The following is a 20,405-nucleotide window of genomic DNA, read 5'->3' on the forward strand; positions in this document are numbered from 1 at the left end:
CGTCGCCTGCTCGACGAGATCCAGCATTTTGAAAGGTCAGCAATGGTAGACAGCTTCGAAGGAAAGGTTGCGCTTGTTACCGGCGCCGCTGGTGGCATTGGTCTGGCGACAGCCAGGGCATTTGGTGTTGCAGGCGCGTCCGTGGTCGTTGCAGACAGCAACACAGCGTTGCTCGAAACTGCCGCTGCGGAACTGCGATCCGCGGGTCATGACGTCCTTGCCATCGGCTGCGATGTAACGGATCGGGGCCAGGTGAACGCAATGATCGAGCAGGCGATCGAGACTTACGGGAAGCTCGATGCAGCTTTCAACAATGCGGGCATAAACTGCGATGCTGCGCCATTGGTTGAAACGGAAGATGCCGAGTTTGACAACATCATCGATGTCAATCTGCGCGGCGTGTGGAACTGCATGAAGGCGGAGCTTCGCCACATGACCGCACAAAGAAGCGGCGCAATCGTCAACTGCTCGTCGATCGGCGGGATGAGGGGCTCCAAAGGGCGCGCCGCCTATTCCGCCAGCAAATTCGGGGTGATAGGTCTCACCCGCGCCTCCGCACTCGATTATGCCGGGAAGGGCATCCGTATCAACGCAGTCTGCCCGGGCATTATCGGCAATACTCCGATGGCGAAGCGGGTTACAAAGAACAACGATCCAGAGATCGTCAAGGCGTTCGTAGCAGCCGAACCGATCGGACGCCTTGGCGAACCTGAAGAAATCGCTGCGGCTGTTCTATGGTTATGCGGCTCGGCGGCAAGCTTTGTGGTCGGCCATGCCTTGGTGGTCGATGGAGGTATTTTGGCCTAACCAGCGGGTGAATGATCGTCGCGTCCTCCGAGCGGCGTCAGTCCGGGACGCCGGCCGCCGTGAGGGTTTCACGATAAGTCGCGGACATCGCTTCCACCGGGAACGGGATCCGCGACAGGAAGCCGGAGATCGTGAACTCCGGGTCGACCTTGAGCAGTTCGCGCGCGATCTGGGCCGCGCGTGCGGTGTCGCCGGTCTTCACCAGCGCCACGATCAGGACGCGCAGCGCCACCGCGAAGCGGCGGTTCTGCGCCAGCGCCTTGTCGGCCCACATCACCGCTTCGGCGAAATTCCGGTCGAGCACCGCGCAGATCGCCAGCGCCGCGGCAGCGAACCAGCCGCGCGGGTCGCGCGGGTTCAGCCGTTGCGCGCGCTCGATCATGGCGCGGCCAGCTTTCTGATTGCCGCGCATCGCCTCGATCCAGCCGCCGAGCACGAGCGCCATCGCCGAGTTCGGATTGATCGCAAGCGACCGCTCGAACAGGTCGCGCGCGGGCTCGATCTCGTCGGCCATGTTCCAGATCGCGAACGCCGCCATCCACAACACCTGCGGGTCACCGGGCGCGAGCTCGACCGCGCGCCAGGCCTGCGCCACCGCGCGCTCCCGGTAGGCGTCGTTCGGCTTCAGCCAGCCCTGGACATGGCGCATCGCATGACAATAGGCGGAGGCCGCCAGCGCGGGCGCATAGGCGGGGTCGAGCGCCAGCGCCTGGTCGAGGCAATCGAGCGCGGCTTCCATGCTCTCGGGCGTGAACTCGTAACGCAGGCTGTAGGCGCGCAGCAGCAGGTCGTAGGCGTCGAGCCTGTCCGGCGGCGCCGCCCGCAGCCGCTCGGCTTCCGCGACGAGCAGGGTCGGCTCGATCGCGCCGACCACGTTCTCGGTGATGCGGTCCTGCAGGTCGAACACGTCGGCGGCCGCGCCGTCGAAGCGGTCGGCCCACAGATGCGCGCCGGAGCTGGCGTCGATCAACTGCCCGGTGATGCGCAACCGATCGCCGCCGCGGCGGACGCTGCCTTCGAGCACATAGCCGACGCCGAGATCGCGGCCGACCTGGCGGATGTCGACCGCCTTGCCTTTGTAGGTGAAGGCGGAGTTGCGCGCGATCACCGTGAGGCGGCTGCAACGCGCGAGCGCGGTGGTGATGTCCTCGGCGATGCCGTCGGCGAAATAATCCTGCTCGGGATCGCCGCTCATATTGGTGAAGGGCAGCACCGCGATCGACGGGCCCTCGCTCGGCCGCGGCGGGCTGGCATTGCCTGCAGCCGGACGATCGTGCGCGGTGTCCTCCCTGACATCGCCGACAAAGCGGAGACCCTTGCGGGGCAGGGTGCGGATCAGCCGCTGCTCCTCGCCATTGTCGCCGATCGCCGTCCGCGCCGCATTGACCCGGCTGCTCAGCGTCGCTTCCGAGACGATCCGGCCGTGCCAGACGGCGGCCAGCACCTCGTCGCGGCTGACCACCCGATCGCGGGCGCGGATCAGGAATTCGAGGAGGTCGAAGACCTGCGGCTCGACGGCCACCAGAGCATCGCCACGGCGCAGTTCCCGGCGTTCGGAATCGAGGGTGAAGTCATTGAAGTAGTAGGTCAAATTGGAAGGTCCGGTGGCCGGCAGCTGAATGCGTGGCGGAACCTAGCACAGGCGGCGTGGAGCCAAAATCACGACGGTCTGAAGGACAAATCCACGTCCTCTGAAAGCGGACGGGGTCGGTCTCTGCAATATTCAATTCCGACACCAGACTTAAGGAGATCGCCATGTCGCAGTCCATCAATCAGCAGCGCCGCCGCTTCCTTGGCATCGCCGGCGGGATCCTTGCCGCCTCCAGGCTCGGCTTCATCGGTTCGGCTCAGGCCCAGTCCAAACCGGCGCTGCCTGCGATAAAGGCTGGCGCCCACACCTCGATCGGTCCCGTCAAGCAGATCAATGCCGGCGTGCTTGATACAGGTTATGTCGAGATGGGTCCTGCGTCCGGTCCCGCGGTGATCCTGCTGCACGGCTGGCCCTACGACATCCACAGCTATGCCGACGTCGCGCCGGCGCTGGCCGAGGCCGGCTACCGCGTGATCGTGCCGCATCTGCGCGGCTATGGCACCACGCGCTTCCTCTCGGGCGATACCAAGCGCAGCGGCCAGCCGGTCGCGGTCGCCGCCGACATCATCGCGCTGATGGACGTCCTGAAGATCGAAAAGGCCGTGCTCGGCGGCTACGACTGGGGTGCGCGCACCGCCAACATCATGGCGGTGCTCTGGCCCGAGCGCTGCAAGGCGATGGTCTCGGTCAGCGGCTATCTGATCGGCAGCCAGGCGGCCGGCAAGATGCCGCTGCCGCCGAAGGCCGAGCTGCAATGGTGGTACCAGTTCTACTTCGCGACCGAGCGCGGCCGCGAGGGCTATGCCAAGAACCGGCACGACTTCAACAAGCTGATCTGGCAGCTTGCCTCGCCGCAGTGGAAGTTCGACGACGCCACCTACGACCGCAGCGCAGCCGCGTTCGAGAACCCCGATCACGTCGAGATCGTGATCCACAATTACCGCTGGCGGTTAGGTCTCGCGGAGGGCGAGGCGAAGTACGATGCCTTCGAGAAGACGCTGGCGCAGGCGCCTGCCATCGCGATCCCGACCATCACGATGGAGGGCGATGCCAACGGCGCGCCGCATCCGGAGCCCGCGGCCTATGCCAAGAAGTTCTCCGGCCATTACGAGCATCGGCTCCTGACCGGCGGCATCGGCCACAATCTGCCGCAGGAAGCGCCGCAGGCCTTCGTCCAGGCCATCATCGACGTCAGCAAGGTCTGAGACGGAGCGGATCGAGGATCATGAGACAGGTTTTGAAATGGGCAGCTGCCGCGATCGCGGCAGCCTGCATCAGCGCGTCATTGCCGTTTGCCGTCGGACATGCCGATGACGCCGCACTGGCATCGCCGATCTTCGGCGTGAAAATCCCCGACGGCTATCGCGACTGGAAGCTGATCGCGGTCGGCGAGGAGACCGGGCTCGACGAACTGCGCAGCGTGCTCGGCAACGCCACCGCCGTGAAGGCCTATCAGGACGGCGCCGCGCGTTTCCCCGACGGCACCGTGCTGGTCAAGCTGGCCTGGAAGCGCAAGCCGGTTGCAGGCCTCAACGGCGCCTTCATCACGGGGCCGGCGACCACGGTCCAGGTCATGGTCAAGGACGCGGCCAAATATGCATCGACCGGCGGCTGGGGCTTTGGCCGCTTCATCGACGGCAAGCCGGTCGATGCCGCCCAGCACGAGACGTGTTTTGCCTGCCACGAGGCGCACGCCAGCGATCACGATTTCGTCTTCACGTGCTACGCGCACTGAACGCCGGCAATATCGGTGTGGAGACCTGATGGCTCCGATCTGGCGCCGGGATTGCCGCGAGGCTAATTTCCCCGCCGCAATCGCATGCGGGGAACGGCTTTGACCATCACCATCTACGGCATCAAGAACTGCGACACCATGAAGAAGGCGCGGGCCTGGCTCGACGATCACGGCGTCGCCTACGACTTCCACGACTACAAGACCGCCGGGATCGCCAAGGACAAGCTCAAGCAGTGGAGCGACGAGGTCGGCTGGGAGACGCTGCTCAATCGCGCCGGCACGACCTTCAAGAAGCTGCCCGATGCCGACAAGGAAGGGTTGAACGAGCGCAAGGCGCTGGCGCTGATGGCCGAGCAACCCTCGATGATCAAGCGTCCGGTGCTCGATCTCGGGGGCAAGCGCGTGGTCGGCTTCAAGCCGGACATCTACGCCAAGGAAGTGCCGGCGAAGGCGCGCAAGAAGGGCTAAGGCGCTTCCAGCGATGTCGTGACCGCTTCGCGTGACGCGACGCGTCTAGATCAGCTCGACCGAATCCTGGCTTGCCGGACGATCTGCCGGCACGAACCTGCGGTCGATCACCGCCCGCTCCGTGACCACCGGGGCCGACTTCGCCTTCACGCCCATCAGGTTGTGCAGCCGGAAGCGGCCGTCGATGCTGATCGCCTTGTAGGAGCCGATGATGTGCTCGACGCTGTCGCCGCGTCCGAACGGCAGCAGCAGCCGCTCATAGGACACGTCCTTGCCGTCGGCGTCCGTGACCTCCGCAACCGTATAGGTCGGACGCTTGCGCGCGAGGCAAGCACGATAGGACAGGATCACGCCGGCATAGCGCTCGGGTCCGATCGCATCGTCAAGAAAGCGGTTGGTGCGCAGCGGCGGCTCGATGTGCTCGTTGCCATAGGCCGTCGTCAGCCTCGCGCCTTCCTGCGTAATCAGGAAACGTGCCGCCTCGCCACTGCCGACCACGTCAAAGCCCATCATGTCGGCGCGCTCGTCGGCGGTGCCCTCGGTGTGGAAGTCGCACAGCAGGGGAAGCGCGTCCGGCATGCGCAGCGCGCGCAGCCAGGCGTTCAGCAGCACACGCTGCGTGATCGATTTGACCACCGATGGATCGGCACTTCTGAATTGCATCGGCTAGCCGAATTCAGGCACATCCCCGGACGGGATGCGGCCAGGGACAAGTTCATCGATCTGCGGGATGGTTTGGCTGCGGGCATAAAGTCGCAGCCACGTGCCGAGGAAATCACGTTGCGGGATCGATTTGACGACTGAAGGATTGGCGCGCTCGAAATGCAAGGCTCTAGCCGTTCATCATGCAATGGCCGGAGCTTCGGCGAGAGGCGCAAATATTCTATGAAAGCGGGAGTCCGGAGCAAAACACCGTTAACGACCGCTTTCCCGAGGCGCAAAGCGCGCCGAAATGCCATTCGACTAAGGATCAACCGGAACCGGTCACGCGGATGCCGCAGTGCACAGCTTTCCACCTTGCGTAACCGCCGCAGATGACGGCATATTCCGGCCCGGAGGCGACGGGCCCCGGACGGTTTCCAAGACGGATCGGACGCCTGTCGGACACGAAAAAAGCTGGCCACGCGGGCGAGGGGCTTCGCAGCGATGGCGTATGGGGGAATCTATTTGGCCGATGAGTTCATCCTCGAAACCAGCGGATTGACCAAGGAATTCGCGGGTTTCTTCGCCGTTCGCGACGTCGCGTTGAAAGTGCGTCGGGGCAGTATCCATGCGTTGATCGGGCCGAACGGCGCCGGCAAGACGACCTGTTTCAATCTGCTGACCAAATTCCTGAAGCCGTCGGCAGGCCAGATTCGCTACAAGGGCCACGACATCACCGCGATGCCGCCGGCCGACGTGGCGCGCCTCGGGCTGGTCCGCTCGTTTCAGATTTCGGCGGTATTTCCGCATTTGACGGCGCTCGAGAACGTTCGCGTGGCGCTGCAGCGGCAGCACGGTTCGTCGTTCGATTTCTGGCGTTCGAAAAGCGTGCTCGACCGCTTCAATCCGCGCGCCCACGAGCTGCTGAACGACGTCGGCTTGAGCGAATTCGCCAATACGCCGGCGGTCGAGATGCCGTACGGCCGCAAGCGCGCACTTGAAATTGCAACGACGCTCGCGCTCGACCCCGAGATGATGCTGCTCGACGAGCCGATGGCCGGCATGGGCCACGAGGACATCGACAAGATCGCGGCGCTGATCAAGCGGATCTCCGCGAAATACACCATCCTGATGGTCGAACATAACCTCTCGGTGGTGGCCAACCTCTCCGACATCATCACCGTGCTGACGCGCGGGCAGGTGCTGGCGGAGGGCAACTACGCCGACCTCTCCAAGGACGAGCGCGTGAAGGAAGCCTATCTGGGAGCGGGTCATGGCTGAGGCAAAACTGGCGGAGAAGCCCGTCGCTGCGGCCGGCGCCGACGTGCTGACGGTCAAGGATCTGCAGGCCTGGTACGGCGAATCCCACATCCTTCACGGCATCAATTTCAACGTGAAGGCCGGCGAGGTGGTGACGCTGCTCGGCCGCAACGGCGCCGGCAAGACCACCACGTTGAAGTCGGTGATGGGCGTCATCAACAAGCGCTCCGGCTCGATCCGCTTCGACAATCAGGAAATCATCCGCGCTACCTCGGACAAGATCGCGCGGCTCGGCATCGCATTCTGTCCCGAGGAGCGCGGCATTTTCGCCAGCCTCGACGTGCGCGAGAACCTGCTGCTGCCGCCGGTGGTGCGGCCGGGCGGCCTGCCGCTCGACCAGATCTTCACGCTGTTTCCCAACCTGAAGGAGCGCCTCACCAGCCAGGGCACCAAGCTCTCGGGCGGCGAGCAGCAGATGCTGGCGATTGCGCGCATCCTGCGCACCGGCGCGCGCTTCCTGATGCTGGACGAGCCGACCGAAGGGTTGGCGCCGGTCATCATCCAGCAGATCGGGCACACCATTGCGCGCCTGAAGTCGCAGGGCTTCACGATCCTGTTGGTCGAACAGAATTTCCGTTTCGCCTCGACCGTTGCGGACCGCTACTACATTGTCGAGCACGGCAAGGTGATCGACGGCTTCGCGAATTCCGAGCTGTCGGCCAACATGGACAAGCTCCATACCTATCTCGGCGTCTGATATCGCCAGAACCAGAAAATTTAGGACGAGGGAATACGACATGAAGAACAAGATTTCGGCGCTCCTGCTCGGCACCGCGATGGTGCTGTCCGCCGCAAGCGTCGCCTCCGCCCAGGAAAAGCTCGACAAGACGGTCAAGATCGGCGCGCTGTCGGATCAGTCCGGCCTCTACGCCGATCTCGCCGGCCCCGGCTCGACGCTGGCGGCGCAGATGGCGATCGAGGACTCCGGCCTCAAGGCCAAGGGCTGGACCATCGACCTGATCTCCGGCGATCACCAGAACAAGCCCGATATCGGCACCACCATCGCCCGCCAGTGGTTCGACGTCGACAAGGTCGACACCATCGTCGACGTGCCGAATTCCGGCGTCGCGCTCGCGGTCAACAACGTCGTGAAGGAAAAGAACGGCGTCTACATCAATTCGGGCGCCGCGACTTCGGATCTCACCAACGCGCAGTGCTCGCCGAATACCGTGCACTGGACCTACGACACCTACATGCTCGCCCACGCCACCGGCCAGGCGCTGGTGAAGGCGGGCGGGGACACCTGGTTCTTCCTCACCGCGGATTACGCGTTCGGCGCCGCGCTCGAGCGCGACACCACGTCCGTCGTCACCGCCAATGGCGGCAAGGTGGTCGGCGGCGTCAAGCATCCGCTCAACACCGCCGACTTCTCCTCCTTCCTGCTGCAGGCGCAGGCCTCCAAGGCCAAGATCATCGGTCTCGCCAATGCCGGCGGCGACACCACCAACTCGATCAAGCAGGCGGCCGAGTTCGGCATCGTCAAGGGCGGCCAGAAGCTCGCGGCGCTGCTGCTGTTCCTCACCGACGTCAAGGCGATCGGGCTCGAGACCGCGCAGGGCCTCAACTTCACCGAGACGTTCTACTGGGACCTCAACGACAAGACCCGCGCCTTCTCCAAGCGCTTCTCGGAGCGGATGAAGAACAGCGCGCCGCCGACCATGGTGCAGGCCGGCGTCTATGCGGGCCTCATGCATTACTTCAAGGCGCTGGAAGCGCTCGGCGGCAATCCGCATGACGGCGCCAAGTGTGGTCGCGAAGATGAAGACGATCCCGACCGACGATCCGTTGTTCGGCAAGGGCGAGGTCGAGGCCAACGGCCGCGTCACCCACGACGCCTACCTGTTCGAAGTGAAGAAGCCCTCGGAGTCCAAGGGACCGTGGGACTTCTACAAGCTGGTCGGCACCGTGCCGGGCAACCAGGCCTTCACGCCGCTCGACAAGAGCACCTGCGCGCTTCTGAAGAAGTGACGATCATGCCCGCCGGCCATGCGCGTGGCCGGCGGGCTTCATCTATCTAGCGAAAGCTCATTCGATGCAGGCTCTCTACGCACAGCTTCTGGTGGGACTGATCAACGGCTCGTTCTACGCGCTGCTCAGTCTGGGGCTCGCCGTCATCTTCGGCATGCTCAACATCATCAATTTCGCGCATGGCGCGCTCTACATGATGGGCGCCTTCGTGGCGTATTTCCTGCTCAACCTGGGCGGCATCAATTACTGGTGGGCGCTGATCATCGCACCCGTCGTGGTCGGCATCTTCGGCATGATCCTCGAGCGGACCATGCTGCAATGGCTGACCGGCCTCGATCATCTCTACGGATTGCTGCTGACCTTCGGCATCGCGCTGATCGTGCAGGGCGTGTTCCAGAACTATTTCGGCTCCTCGGGCCTGCCTTACTCGATCCCCGATCAGCTCAAGGGCGGCGTCAATCTCGGCTTCATGTTCCTGCCGATCTATCGTGGCTGGGTCGTCATCTTCTCGCTCGTGGTGTGCCTTGCGACCTGGTTCCTGATCGAGAAGACGCAGCTCGGCGCCTACCTGCGCGCCGCGACCGAGAACCCGACGCTGGTGCGCGCGTTCGGCATCAACGTGCCGCGCATGATCACGCTGACCTACGGGCTCGGCGTCGGTCTTGCCGCGCTTGCCGGCGTGCTGTCGGCGCCGATCAACCAGGTCCGTCCGCTGATGGGCGCCGATCTCATCATTGTGGTGTTCGCGGTGGTCGTGATCGGCGGCATGGGCTCGATCATGGGCTCGATCATCACCGGATTCGCGCTCGGCGTGATCGAGGGACTGACCAAGTATTTTTATCCCGAGGCCTCCAACACCGTGGTGTTTGTCCTGATGGTGGTGGTGTTGCTGGTGAAGCCAACGGGACTGACGGGACGGGCGGCTTGATATGTCAGCATTGACCGACGATACACTTCCGATCACGCCGCGCGCGATGCGCGACGAGATGATCGTATTCGCCGCGATGGCGCTGCTGCTGGCGATCGTGCCGTGGACGGGGATCTATCCGTTCTTCGTCATGCAGGCGCTGTGCTTCGCGCTGCTCGCCTGCGCCTTCAACCTCCTGATCGGCTATGGCGGCCTGCTGTCGTTCGGCCACGCGATGTTCCTCGGCACCGCCGGCTACGTCTCGGCCCACGCGCTGAAGGTGTGGGGGCTGACGCCGGAGCTCGGCATCCTGGTCGGCACCGCGGCCGCGGCCTTGCTCGGCCTGGTCACCGGCTACATCTCGATCAAGCGGCAGGGCATCTATTTCTCGATGATCACGCTGGCGCTGTCGCAGCTGCTTTACTTCCTCTATTTGCAGGCGCCGTTCACCCATGGTGAAGACGGCATCCAGGGCATTCCGCAAGGCCACCTGCTCGGCATCTTCGATCTCTCGAAGCCGCTGGTGCTTTACTATGTCGTGCTGGTCGGCTTCCTCGCCGGGTTCCTGCTGATCTACCGCACCATCAACTCGCCGTTCGGCGAGGTGCTGAAGTCGATCCGCGAAAACGAGCCGCGGGCGATTTCGCTTGGCTACAAGACCGACCAGTACAAGCTGCTCGCCTTCATCCTGTCGGGCACGCTGGCGGGCTTTGCCGGCTCGCTGAAGGTGTTCGTGGCGCAGAATGCCTCGCTCACCGACGTGCACTGGTCGATGTCCGGTGAAATCGTGCTGATGACGCTGGTCGGCGGTCTCGGCACCATCTTCGGCCCGGTGGTCGGCGCCTTCGTGATCATCGCCATGCAGCAATATCTCGCCGGTTTCGGCCAGTGGGTGACGGTGATCCAGGGCGTGATCTTCGTGGCCTGCGTGCTGCTGTTCCGGCGTGGCCTGGTCGGTGAGCTGGCCCATTTGTTGCGGCGGTCGCTGTAGGGCAGGTCCCGGCGACTTTCGGCCGACATAGCGGTGGACGACCGCCCGCTCGGGCGGTCGATCCCGATGCTTTCCCCGCCAGATGCTCTATGACAGTTCTGTGACAGTCGCTAAAAGGGCTGTCCCGGAATGATGGAACTGAGACATGCTGCGCTGGTTTCGCGCCTTCCTGCCCAAGGAAGAGCGGTTTTTCGACCTGTTCGCCCGACACGCCCGGACCTCCGTGCAATGCGCATTGGCGTTGCAGGACATGCTGAAGGGCGGGGAGGAGACTCCGGTCTTTTGCCAGCGCGTCAATCAGTTCGAGAACGACGCCGATAGCGTCACCCGCGAGGTCCTGACCGCGGTTCGCCGCACCTTCATCACCCCGTTCGATCGTGGCGATATCAAGAACCTGATCACCTCGATGGACGACGCGGTCGACCAGATGCAGGCGACCGCAAAGGCGGTCATGCTGTTCGAGGTGCGCGAGTTCGAGCCGCCGATGCGCGAGATGGGCGGCCTGATCGTCGAATGCGCCAATCTGGTCGGCCGCGCGCTGCCCCTGTTGCAGTCGATCGGCCACAACGTCTCGATGCTGACCCAGATCACCGAGGAACTGACCAAGCTCGAGGGCCGGGTCGACGATCTCCAGGATATCGGGCTCAAGGAGCTGTTCCTGAAGCACCGCGACGCCAACACGATGGACTACATCGTCGGCGCGGAGATCTACGACCATCTCGAGAAAGTGGCCGACCGTTTCGACGACGTCGCCAACGAGATCAACTCGATCGTGATCGAGCAAGTGTAGAGCGGGGCATCACGTGGACGCCACGCTGGGTCTTCCAATTCTGACCATCCTGATCGCGGTCGCGCTGCTGTTCGATTTCCTGAACGGCCTGCACGATGCCGCGAACTCGATCGCGACCATCGTCTCGACCCGCGTGCTGCGGCCGCAGTATGCGGTGTTCTGGGCGGCGTTCTTCAACTTCGTCGCGTTCCTGGTGTTCGGCCTGCACGTTGCCAACACGATCGGCACCGGGATCATCGAGCCGTCGGTGGTGGATGCGACCGTGATCTTCGCAGCATTGGTCGGCGCGATCGTCTGGAACGTGATCACCTGGGCGCTGGGCATTCCGTCGTCGAGCTCGCACGCGCTGATCGGCGGCCTGGTCGGCGCCGGCATGGCGAAGGCGGGGATTTCGGCGGCGGTGTGGAGCGGGCTCTCCAAGACCTTGCTCGCGATCGTGCTGTCGCCGCTGGTCGGCTTCCTGCTGGCGCTGGTGCTGGTCGCGATCGTGTCCTGGCTCTCGGTGCGCTCGACGCCGTTCGCGGTCGATCGCGCATTCCGCATCCTGCAATTCGCCTCGGCGTCGCTCTATTCGCTCGGCCATGGCGGCAACGACGCGCAAAAGACCATGGGCATCATCGCCGTGCTGCTCTATTCGCAGGGCCATCTCGGCGACACCTTCGAAATTCCGTTCTGGGTGGTGCTGGCCTGCCAGGGCGCGATGGCGCTGGGTACCCTGATGGGGGGCTGGCGGATCGTCCGCACCATGGGGCTGCGGATCACCAAGCTGACGCCGATGCAGGGTTTCTGCGCCGAAACCGGCGGCGCCGTGACGCTGTTCATGGCGACCTATCTCGGGGTTCCCGTATCGACCACGCACACCATCACCGGCGCCATCGTCGGCGTCGGCGCCGCACGGCGGCTCTCCGCCGTGCGCTGGAATGTGGCGAGCTCGATCGTCTACGCCTGGGTGATCACGATCCCGGCGTCGGCCGCGGTCGCAGCCGCGAGCTATTGGGCGGTGCAGATTCTGAAGTAGCGTTTTGAGCGAAGTGGAAGCCGGTTCGCGTTAAGAAAACGCGTCTCAAAAAGGAGCAATCAGCCAACCAGCTTCAGCCCGACGATGCCGGCAACGATCAGTCCGATGCTGGCAAGCCGCATCGCGGTCGCGGGTTCGCCGAGCAGGATGATGCCGAGCGCCGCGGTGCCGACCGCGCCGATCCCGGTCCAGACCGCATAGGCGGTTCCAATCGGCAGCGTCTTGAGCGCGAGGCCGAGCAGGATGACGCTGCCGGCCATCGCCGCCAGCGTCAGCACCGACGGCACCAGCCGCGAGAAACCTTCGGTATATTTCAGCCCGATCGCCCAGCCGATCTCGAGCAGGCCAGCGGTGAACAGAATGGTCCAAGCCATCACGAACCCTCCAGATAAGGCAGGGTCGTCCCCGCGAACGGTATGGTGAGGAGAAGGTCGTCCTTCCGGTGCCTATATGGGGATGGTGCGGGCGTTCCGCATTGCGACAAAACGCCCTTGATTGCGCCCGTTTTCCCTGCCAAATGCCCCGCCATGTCCGACATTTCAGTTTCAGCCGAATCGCCGTCCCGCTCGCCGCTTTCTGAGGAAGTGGCGCGACGGCGCACCTTTGCGATCATCTCGCACCCGGACGCCGGCAAGACCACGCTGACGGAAAAGCTGCTGCTGTTCGGCGGCGCCATCAACCTTGCGGGCCAGGTCAAGGCCAAGGGCGAGCGGCGCAACACGCGCTCGGACTGGATGAAGATCGAGCGCGAGCGCGGCATCTCGGTCGTCACCTCGGTGATGACCTTCGAGTTCAACGACCTCGTGTTCAATCTCTTGGACACGCCGGGCCACGAGGACTTTTCGGAAGATACCTATCGCACGCTGACCGCGGTCGACTCCGCCGTGATGGTGATCGACGCCGCGAAAGGCATCGAGGCGCGCACGCGAAAGCTGTTCGAGGTGTGCCGGCTGCGTGACATCCCGATCATCACCTTCATTAACAAGATGGACCGCGAGAGCCGCGACACGTTCGAGCTTCTGGACGAGATCGAGAAGACGCTGGCGCTCGACACCACGCCGATGACCTGGCCGGTCGGCCGCGGCCGCGACTTCCTCGGCACCTATGACGTCGTCAATGGCGGCGTGCGGCTGCTCGAGGGCGGCGGCGCCAAGACCGGCGCCACGGAGCAGATCGATATCGCCGATCTCGGCAAGCGCAACCCCAATCTCGACGTCGCCGAGGTCAAGGACGAGCTCGCGCTGGCGTCGGAAGCCTGCAAGCCGTTCGAGCTCGCGGCGTTCCGCGAGGGCCACCTGACGCCGGTCTATTTCGGCAGCGCGCTGCGCAATTTCGGCGTCGGCGATTTGCTGGAAGGCCTCGGCAAGTTCGCGCCAGCGCCGCGCGCGCAGGACTCGGATTTGCGCAAGGTCGAGGCATCGGAGCCGCGCATGAGCGCGTTCGTGTTCAAGATCCAGGCCAACATGGATCCGAACCACCGCGACCGCATCGCCTTCGCCCGGCTGTGCTCGGGCAAGCTCAGCCGCGGCATGAAGGCCAAGCTGGTGCGCACCGGCAAGAACATGAGCCTGTCGAGCCCGCAGTTCTTTTTCGCGCAGGACCGCTCGGTCGCCGACGAGGCCTTTGCCGGCGACGTCGTCGGCATTCCGAACCACGGCACGCTCAGGATCGGCGACACCCTGACCGAGGGCGAGGATCTGACCTTCGTCGGCGTGCCGAGCTTCGCGCCGGAAATCGTCCGCCGCGTTCGGCTGACCGATGCGATGAAGGCGAAGAAGCTGAAGGAAGCCTTGCAGCAGATGTCGGAGGAGGGCGTCGTGCAGGTGTTCCGCCCGCGCGACGGCGCGCCCGCGCTGGTCGGCGTGGTCGGCCCGCTGCAGCTCGACGTGCTGAAGGCGCGGCTCGATGCGGAATATTCGCTGCCGGTCGAGTTCGAGATCTCTGAATTCTCGCTGGCGCGCTGGATATCGTCCGACGACCGCAAGCAGCTTGACGCCTTCATCTCCGCCAACAATTCCGGCATCGCCGACGACGTCGACGGCGATCCCGTGTTCATGGCCAAGAACGAGTTCTATCTCGGCTACACCCGGGAGCGCGCGGAGGGCATCACCTTCTCCAACGTCAAGGACGTGAAGAAGAAGGCGTAGTGGCGCTTGCTCCTGTGTCGTCCCCCGGGAAGGCGGGGGGCCCGGTACGCCGCGGCTTCTCCGTCATTCGCTACGGTTCTCGGCGGGGAGGTGACTGCCCAAAAAGTCGATCAAGCTCTGCGGCGCGTTAGCGCCGTAGCACAACTCGAGGAGTTCCGCCGCATCAGCGGCTTCGGACGCGCTGCGGGGAAACAGTTCCTCTTCATAGGCGGCGAGCGCGGCCTCGACATTGCCGGGGTTGGCGACGATCGCCGCTGCTAGTTCGGCGCCATCGTGCATTGCGAGATTGGCGCCTTCGCCCGATGGAACCATCAGATGCGCTGTATCGCCGAGCAGCGTGACGCCGGGCACGCGGTCCCATTGATGCGCGACCGGAAGCGCATGGATGAGGCGCAGCACCGGCGCCGTTTCGCCGTCGGTGATCAGCGCGGTCAGCGCCCGGGCCCAGCCATCGAATTCCTCGGCGACGCGGGCGAGGGCGCTCGTAGGGTTGGAGAAGTCGAGGTTGGCAAACCATTCCTCAGGCTTGGTCAGCGCCACATAGGTGTGCAGCACGCCGTTCGGCTCACGATGCGCGGCGATGCCCTTTCCCGGCGCCAGCGCGAACATCGCGCCGCCGCCAACCGCTTCCGCGCTCGCTCGGTGACGGACATCGGCGTCGAACAGATATGTCTCGATGAACGAAGTGCCGACATAGGCCGGCTTGTCTGCGGAGAGAAGCGATCGCACGCGCGACCAGGCACCGTCGGCGCCGACCAGAAGCTCAGTCGTCACCGTCGTGCCGTCGGCAAAGCTCAATAGGTGCCTTCCACCGCCGAGCGGAGTGGCCGCGGTGACCTTAGATCCCCAATGCACCGTGCCCTCGGGCAGCGAGTTGAGCAGGATCCGACGTAGCTCGCCTCGGGGTACCTCGGGGCGCCCGCCCGTGCCGTCATCTGGATGATGCAGCAGGACATTGCCTTGGGTATCGAGCGCGCGGGTTTCCTGGCCGCCGGGGTGGATCAGCTCGCGGAACTCCTCAAAGAGGCCTGCGGCCTTCAGCGCGCGTTGGCCGTTGTGCTCATGGATATCGAGCATGCCGCCCTGCGTTCGTGCCTCTGCGGAGGCTTCCGCTTCGTAGACGATCGTTGCGATCCCGTGGACGTGGAGGACGCGGGCAAGCGTCAGGCCGCCGAGGCCGGCACCGACGATCGTGACGGGAGATTTCATGCGGAGTCCTTCCGGCGCGGAGACTGAGAGTTATGGAACGTCGTTCCATATACTTGGAATGCCGTTCCAGACGTGTCAAGATGCGGCATGGTCAAGAAGGCGCGCAGCAGCCAGCGACGCGAGGACTCGCTCTCGCGGGATCGCATCATCGAGGCTTCGATCGAACTCCTGGACGAAAGCGGCGAGGACGGTCTGACGTTCCGCGCCCTGTCCGAACGGCTCGCGACCGGTCCCGGCGCGATCTACTGGCATATCGCCAACAAGAGTGATCTGCTGGTCGCCGCCTGCGACGCCATTGTCGCGCGCATGGTGGATGCGCACGCGATCAGCGGATCGCCGAAGGCCACCATTCGCGCCCTTGCGCTCGGCATGTTCGACGCAATGGAGGCGCATGCGTGGGTCGGGACAGCGCTGATCCGTGCCGCCGGGCAGTTGCCGACCGTGCGCGTTCTGGAGTGCATCGGCCAGCAGGTTCGCGCGCTTGGCGTGGCTGCCGACACGCAGTGGACGATCGTCTCGGTCCTGCTGAACTACATCCTTGGCGTCGGTGGCCAGAACGCAGCCAACGCGCAGTTCGCGCGGACGCATGGCCTGGACCGATCGAGCTTCCTGGATGCGGTGGCGACCGACTGGTCCGCGCTCGACGCAAGCGACTACCCGTTTGCACGCAGCGTGGCCGGCGCGATGCGGGACCACGACGACCGTGTCGACTATCTCGCCGGCATCGATCTCATCCTCGCCGGTATCAAGGGGACACGAACCGGCCGAACCTAGGTTTTAGTATTGACAAGCGCGAGGAATTGAACGCCGCCCCGCTTGATGCGGTCCGGCCGCGGACCCATTTTCTCCGGAGTGCAATCCGGGTCCGGCTGCATGCTCCGACGCGTCGCCATCTGCCTCGCTTTTGCCGTGCCGGCCTTTGCGCTCGCGAGCGCGGCCTCTGCGCAGCAGCGGCAACAAACCAACCCGGCGCCCTTCGCACACACGCCTTGCAGCGTGCTCGACGAAGGGCCTTGCATCCCGTCCTATTGCAGCGTGTTCAACCACGGGCCATGCCTGCCCGAGATGGATTATCCGTACGGCGAAAATCTCCAGCTCACGATCCTGACCGTGCCACCGCAGGATCAGGCCGAGAAGTACCGCAAGCCGGATCATGATCTCAATACCATCGGCGATCTGTTCGCCGCGCTGCGCGCCTGCTGGGCGCCGCCACCGCCCGGACGACGCGCGCGCGGGCATGCAGATGTCGGTGCGATTCAGCTTCAAACGATCGGGCGAGATGATCGGCGCGCCGCGCCTGACGTTTTCGACGCGGGGCATCCCGGCCGACACCCGCACCACCTACCTCAACGCGATCAACGCCTCGCTGGATGCCTGCCTGCCGCTGAAATTCACCGGCGGATTGGGCGGCGCGCTGGCCGGCCGGCCGATCATGATCCGCTATGTCGACAACCGGGAGCTGGCCAAATCGGCCAACAAGCCGTGAGACACGTCATTCCGGGGCGCGCTGGAAGCGCGAACCCGGAATCCCGGGATTGGCTTGCGCGCCCGGCAACCTCGAGATTCCGGGTCCGGCCCTGCGGGCCATCCCGGAATGACGGAGTCGTGGCGTGACGCATTGCCACCCGCCCGGCGAAGGTGATACGCGAAGGCATTAATTCGATCAGGGGAGGAACATCGTGGGACTGCTCGTCATGATCCTGGGTCTCGTGCTGTTCCTCGGCGTCCATGTGCTGTCAAGCCTGCGCGAGATGCGCGCCGGCCTGATCAAGGCGATGGGCGAGGGCGGCTACAAGATCGCCTATTCGCTCGCCTCCGCGGCCGGGCTCGTGCTGATCATCTGGGGCTTTGCGCATTATCGCGCGAGCGGATGGATCGACGTCTGGACCCCGCCGACAGCGTTCAAGCACATCACGGTGGCGCTGATGCTGCCCGCCGTCATCCTCGTCGTCGCCTCCTATATCCGCGGCCGCATCTACACCACGCTGAAGCATCCGATGCTCGCCGGCGTGAAGCTGTGGGCGTTCGCGCATCTGCTCGCCAACGGCGACCTCGGCTCGATCATCCTGTTCGGCTCGTTTCTCGGCTGGGCGGTCTATGACCGCATCTCGCTGAAGCGCCGCACGGATGCCGGCGCGCCGCCGATTCCGGTGGGCGGCCCAACCAACGACCTGATCGCGATCGCGGTCGGTGTCATCGTCTATCTGGCGCTGGCGTTTGCGTTCCACCCGGTCGTGATCGGCGTGCCTGTCATGGGAGCCTGACTATGTCTGTTCAATCCGCCATCAAGCGCAAGACCGCGCCCGATCTCCGCGCCCGCAAGAACGGCGAGCCGATCGTGATGCTGACGTCCTATCATGCGCACACCGCGGCGCTGGTCGACCGTCATTGCGACGCCATCCTGGTCGGCGATTCCCTCGGCAACGTCATGCACGGCTTCGAGACCACGGTGCCGGTCACGCTCGACATGATGATCCTGCAGGGCCGCGCGGTGATGCGCGGCTCGCAAGCTGCGCTCGTCGTGGTGGATATGCCGTTCGGCTCCTATGAGGGCTCGAAGGAGCAGGCGTTTCAATCCGCGGTGCGGATCATGAAGGAGACGCTGTGCGGCGCGGTCAAGCTCGAGGGCGGCGCGCGGATGGCGGAGACGGTGGCGTTCCTGTCCGAGCGCGGCATTCCGGTGATGGGCCATATCGGCCTGACGCCGCAGTCGATCAACACGCTCGGCTCGTTCCGCGCGCAGGGCCGCGAGGAGGAGAACTGGGCACCGATTGAAAACGACGCCAGGGCGATCGTGGAAGCCGGCGCCTTCTCGATCGTGATCGAGGCGGTCGCCGAGCCGCTGGCGCGCAAGATCACGCAGTCGATCGCGGTGCCGACCATCGGCATCGGCGCCAGCGCGGCCTGCGACGGCCAGGTGCTGGTGCTGGAGGACATGCTCGGCCTGTCGCCGCGGGCGCCGAAATTCGTGCGCCGCTACGGCAATCTCGGTCCAATGATCGAGGAGGCGATCGCGGGCTATGCGCGCGACGTGAAGAGCCGCGCCTTCCCGGGGCCGGAGCACGTCTACGGCATGAAGAAGAGCTGACGGGGCGCGCATGGACTGGTCGCAGCACGCAATTCCACCGATGCGGCTTGAGCCGCGGTTCGGCGACCGCGTCGTGCCGGCTTTCCCGGAGCGGCCGGGCAGCCTGTGGGGGATGATCGCTGACGCCGTCGCGCAGAACGGCGACGGCGAGGCGCTGGTCTGCGGCGCGACGCGCCTGAGCTGGCGCGAGGTCGCAGAGAAATCGGCCAAGGTCGCGGCGGGCTTTGCAAACCTCGGCCTTGCGCCCGGCGACCGCGTCGCGATCCTGCTCGGCAACCGGATCGAATTCGTGCTGACGATGTTTGCCGCCGCGCATGCCGGGCTGGTCACGGTGCTGCTCTCGACGCGCCAGCAGAAGCCCGAGATCGCCTATGTGCTGAATGATTGCGGTGCGACGCTGCTGGTCCATGAGGCCACGCTTGCCGACCGCATCCCTGATGCGGCCGACGTTCCCGGCCTCAAGCATCGCATCTCGGTCAGCGATGACGGCGCATCGCAATTCGCTGGTCTCGCCGACAACGCTGCGGCCCAGGCGCCGGCGGAGGTGAGGGAAGAGGACACCGCGATGATCCTCTACACCTCGGGCACCACGGGCCGGCCGAAGGGCGCCATGCTCGCCCATTGCAACATCATCCACTCCTCGATGGTGTTCGTGTCGTGCCTGAAGCTGACCAAGTCGGATCGCTCGATCGCCGCGGTGCCGCTCGCGCATGTCACCGGCGCGGTCGCCAACATCACCACCATGGCACGCTGCGCCGGCGCGCTGATCATCATGCCGGAGTTCAAGGCCTCGGAATATCTGAAGGTCGCGGCGCGCGAGCGCGTCAGCTACACGGTGATGGTGCCGGCGATGTATAATCTCTGCCTGATGCAGCCGGATTTCGACAGCTACGATCTGTCGAGCTGGCGGATCGGCGGCTTCGGCGGCGCGCCGATGCCGGTCGCAACCATCGAAAAACTCGACGCCAAGATTCCCGGGCTGAAGCTTGCGAATTGCTACGGCGCGACCGAGACCACGTCGCCCTCGACGCTGATGCCGGGCGAACTGACCGCCGCCCATATCGACAGCGTCGGCCTGCCGTGCCCCGGTGCCGAGATCATCGTGATGGGCGCTGACGGCCGCGAACTGCCGCGCGGCGGGATCGGCGAGCTCTGGATCCGCAGCGCCTCGGTCATCAAGGGTTACTGGAACAATCCGAAGGCGACAGCCGAGAGTTTTACGGCCGGCTTCTGGCATTCCGGCGATCTCGGCTCGATCGACGCGGCAAACTTCGTCCGTGTGTTCGATCGCCAGAAGGACATGATCAACCGCGGCGGCCTGAAGATCTATTCCGCCGAGGTCGAGTCTGTTCTGGCCGGCCATCCCGCCGTGGTCGAGAGCGCGATCATCGCCAAGCCGTGCCCGGTGCTCGGCGAGCGCGTGCACGCCGTGATCGTGACCCGCACCGACGTGAATGCGGAGAGCCTGCGCGCCTGGTGCGCCGAGCGGCTCTCGGACTACAAGGTGCCGGAGACAGTGGCGCTGACAGCAGAGCCGCTGCCGCGCAACGCCAACGGCAAGGTGATCAAGCGCCAGATCAGGGAGAGCCTGTCCGCGATAGGCGCGTAGCGCGGCGTGGACGTACCATCCGCGAATTCGGTGCACCGCTCCCGCTTGCGGGGGTCGAGACAGCGAAGCTCGCTCTTAGGTCGGCACGTGCAGCGCGGGCTGGGGGCCTGTTGCG

Annotated in this window: 20 protein-coding genes and 2 pseudogenes; 17 read left to right on the forward strand and 5 right to left on the reverse strand. The window is 64.8% G+C overall.

Annotated elements, in window-relative coordinates; genetic code table 11:
* Nucleotides 1-42 precede the first annotated feature (42 nt).
* Nucleotides 43-807, forward strand: a complete 765-nt coding sequence (locus tag ACVW1B_RS11110) for an SDR family NAD(P)-dependent oxidoreductase (protein WP_253608951.1) — start codon at nucleotides 43-45, stop codon at nucleotides 805-807.
* A 37-nt stretch (nucleotides 808-844) separates the two neighbouring features.
* Here ACVW1B_RS11110 and ACVW1B_RS11115 read toward each other — a convergent pair whose 3' ends face one another.
* Nucleotides 845-2,398: a winged helix-turn-helix domain-containing tetratricopeptide repeat protein gene (locus ACVW1B_RS11115; RefSeq protein ID WP_253608950.1), complete on the reverse strand. Its 1,554-nt coding sequence runs from the start codon at nucleotides 2,396-2,398 to the stop codon at nucleotides 845-847.
* Nucleotides 2,399-2,562: 164 nt separating this feature from the next.
* Here ACVW1B_RS11115 and ACVW1B_RS11120 point away from each other — a divergent pair, with 164 nt between their 5' ends.
* The 3 genes from ACVW1B_RS11120 to ACVW1B_RS11130 all read left to right on the forward strand — a co-directional run bounded on the left by ACVW1B_RS11120 (nucleotide 2,563) and on the right by ACVW1B_RS11130 (nucleotide 4,601).
* Nucleotides 2,563-3,603 (forward strand): alpha/beta fold hydrolase, encoded by a 1,041-nt coding sequence (locus ACVW1B_RS11120; protein ID WP_253608949.1) that lies wholly within the window; start codon nucleotides 2,563-2,565, stop codon nucleotides 3,601-3,603.
* A 20-nt stretch (nucleotides 3,604-3,623) separates the two neighbouring features.
* Nucleotides 3,624-4,133, forward strand: coding sequence for a cytochrome P460 family protein (locus ACVW1B_RS11125; RefSeq protein WP_456780683.1), 510 nt, complete (start codon nucleotides 3,624-3,626; stop codon nucleotides 4,131-4,133).
* Nucleotides 4,134-4,232: 99 nt separating this feature from the next.
* A complete protein-coding gene (locus ACVW1B_RS11130) occupies nucleotides 4,233-4,601 on the forward strand; it encodes an ArsC family reductase (protein ID WP_085967190.1) in 369 nt (122 codons plus the stop codon).
* A gap of 45 nt (nucleotides 4,602-4,646) precedes the next feature.
* On the opposite strand, the gene ACVW1B_RS11135 is transcribed toward ACVW1B_RS11130, so the two are convergent.
* Both ACVW1B_RS11135 and ACVW1B_RS11140 read right to left on the reverse strand, forming a co-directional pair.
* Nucleotides 4,647-5,264 (reverse strand): hypothetical protein, encoded by a 618-nt coding sequence (locus ACVW1B_RS11135; protein WP_253608947.1) that lies wholly within the window; start codon nucleotides 5,262-5,264, stop codon nucleotides 4,647-4,649.
* 3 nt (nucleotides 5,265-5,267) lie between these two features.
* On the reverse strand, nucleotides 5,268-5,429 hold the full coding sequence (locus ACVW1B_RS11140; RefSeq protein ID WP_225159108.1) for a hypothetical protein: 162 nt from the start codon (nucleotides 5,427-5,429) through the stop codon (nucleotides 5,268-5,270).
* Nucleotides 5,430-5,768: 339 nt separating this feature from the next.
* Here ACVW1B_RS11140 and ACVW1B_RS11145 point away from each other — a divergent pair, with 339 nt between their 5' ends.
* The 7 genes and pseudogenes from ACVW1B_RS11145 (at nucleotide 5,769) to ACVW1B_RS11175 (ending at nucleotide 12,237) form a co-directional block, all read left to right on the forward strand.
* On the forward strand, nucleotides 5,769-6,524 hold the full coding sequence (locus tag ACVW1B_RS11145) for an ABC transporter ATP-binding protein (protein WP_016839877.1): 756 nt from the start codon (nucleotides 5,769-5,771) through the stop codon (nucleotides 6,522-6,524).
* The gene (locus ACVW1B_RS11150; protein WP_076831885.1) at nucleotides 6,517-7,260 is read left to right on the forward strand and encodes an ABC transporter ATP-binding protein; all 744 of its coding nucleotides are present in this window, start codon (nucleotides 6,517-6,519) and stop codon (nucleotides 7,258-7,260) included. The genes ACVW1B_RS11145 and ACVW1B_RS11150 overlap by 8 nt, the downstream gene beginning before the upstream one ends.
* 40 nt (nucleotides 7,261-7,300) lie before the next feature.
* Nucleotides 7,301-8,531, forward strand: a pseudogene (locus ACVW1B_RS11155) (ABC transporter substrate-binding protein).
* Nucleotides 8,532-8,595: 64 nt separating this feature from the next.
* Nucleotides 8,596-9,459: a branched-chain amino acid ABC transporter permease gene (locus tag ACVW1B_RS11160; RefSeq protein ID WP_016839880.1), complete on the forward strand. Its 864-nt coding sequence runs from the start codon at nucleotides 8,596-8,598 to the stop codon at nucleotides 9,457-9,459.
* A gap of 1 nt (nucleotide 9,460) precedes the next feature.
* Complete coding sequence (locus tag ACVW1B_RS11165; RefSeq protein ID WP_057019845.1) at nucleotides 9,461-10,429, forward strand: branched-chain amino acid ABC transporter permease; 969 nt, start codon at nucleotides 9,461-9,463, stop codon at nucleotides 10,427-10,429.
* Nucleotides 10,430-10,574: 145 nt separating this feature from the next.
* Nucleotides 10,575-11,219, forward strand: a complete 645-nt coding sequence (locus ACVW1B_RS11170) for a DUF47 domain-containing protein (RefSeq protein ID WP_057019846.1) — start codon at nucleotides 10,575-10,577, stop codon at nucleotides 11,217-11,219.
* 13 nt (nucleotides 11,220-11,232) lie between these two features.
* On the forward strand, nucleotides 11,233-12,237 hold the full coding sequence (locus ACVW1B_RS11175; RefSeq protein ID WP_092088304.1) for an inorganic phosphate transporter: 1,005 nt from the start codon (nucleotides 11,233-11,235) through the stop codon (nucleotides 12,235-12,237).
* A 59-nt stretch (nucleotides 12,238-12,296) separates the two neighbouring features.
* Here the strand turns inward: ACVW1B_RS11175 and sugE are convergent, their stop codons facing one another.
* Nucleotides 12,297-12,611 (reverse strand): quaternary ammonium compound efflux SMR transporter SugE, encoded by a 315-nt coding sequence (gene sugE / locus ACVW1B_RS11180; protein WP_016839884.1) that lies wholly within the window; start codon nucleotides 12,609-12,611, stop codon nucleotides 12,297-12,299.
* Nucleotides 12,612-12,764: 153 nt separating this feature from the next.
* Between sugE and ACVW1B_RS11185 the strand changes: the two genes are divergently transcribed.
* Nucleotides 12,765-14,384 carry a peptide chain release factor 3 gene (locus ACVW1B_RS11185; RefSeq protein ID WP_028335130.1) on the forward strand — a complete coding sequence of 540 codons (1,620 nt, stop codon included), beginning with the start codon at nucleotides 12,765-12,767 and terminating at the stop codon, nucleotides 14,382-14,384.
* A 63-nt stretch (nucleotides 14,385-14,447) separates the two neighbouring features.
* Here the strand turns inward: ACVW1B_RS11185 and ACVW1B_RS11190 are convergent, their stop codons facing one another.
* A complete protein-coding gene (locus ACVW1B_RS11190; RefSeq protein ID WP_456821606.1) occupies nucleotides 14,448-15,593 on the reverse strand; it encodes an FAD-dependent oxidoreductase in 1,146 nt (381 codons plus the stop codon).
* A gap of 87 nt (nucleotides 15,594-15,680) precedes the next feature.
* Between ACVW1B_RS11190 and ACVW1B_RS11195 the strand changes: the two genes are divergently transcribed.
* The 5 genes and pseudogenes from ACVW1B_RS11195 (at nucleotide 15,681) to ACVW1B_RS11215 (ending at nucleotide 20,290) form a co-directional block, all read left to right on the forward strand.
* On the forward strand, nucleotides 15,681-16,367 hold the full coding sequence (locus ACVW1B_RS11195; protein WP_253608943.1) for a TetR/AcrR family transcriptional regulator: 687 nt from the start codon (nucleotides 15,681-15,683) through the stop codon (nucleotides 16,365-16,367).
* 99 nt (nucleotides 16,368-16,466) lie between these two features.
* Nucleotides 16,467-17,079 (forward strand): annotated as a pseudogene (locus ACVW1B_RS11200) (hypothetical protein).
* 193 nt (nucleotides 17,080-17,272) lie between these two features.
* Nucleotides 17,273-17,857: an NnrU family protein gene (locus ACVW1B_RS11205; RefSeq protein WP_092088328.1), complete on the forward strand. Its 585-nt coding sequence runs from the start codon at nucleotides 17,273-17,275 to the stop codon at nucleotides 17,855-17,857.
* A gap of 2 nt (nucleotides 17,858-17,859) precedes the next feature.
* Nucleotides 17,860-18,681: a 3-methyl-2-oxobutanoate hydroxymethyltransferase gene (gene panB / locus ACVW1B_RS11210; RefSeq protein ID WP_456821607.1), complete on the forward strand. Its 822-nt coding sequence runs from the start codon at nucleotides 17,860-17,862 to the stop codon at nucleotides 18,679-18,681.
* A gap of 10 nt (nucleotides 18,682-18,691) precedes the next feature.
* Nucleotides 18,692-20,290, forward strand: a complete 1,599-nt coding sequence (locus ACVW1B_RS11215; protein WP_456780681.1) for a class I adenylate-forming enzyme family protein — start codon at nucleotides 18,692-18,694, stop codon at nucleotides 20,288-20,290.
* Nucleotides 20,291-20,405: the final 115 nt, after the last annotated feature.

The organism is Bradyrhizobium sp. USDA 4502 (genome assembly GCF_054063355.1).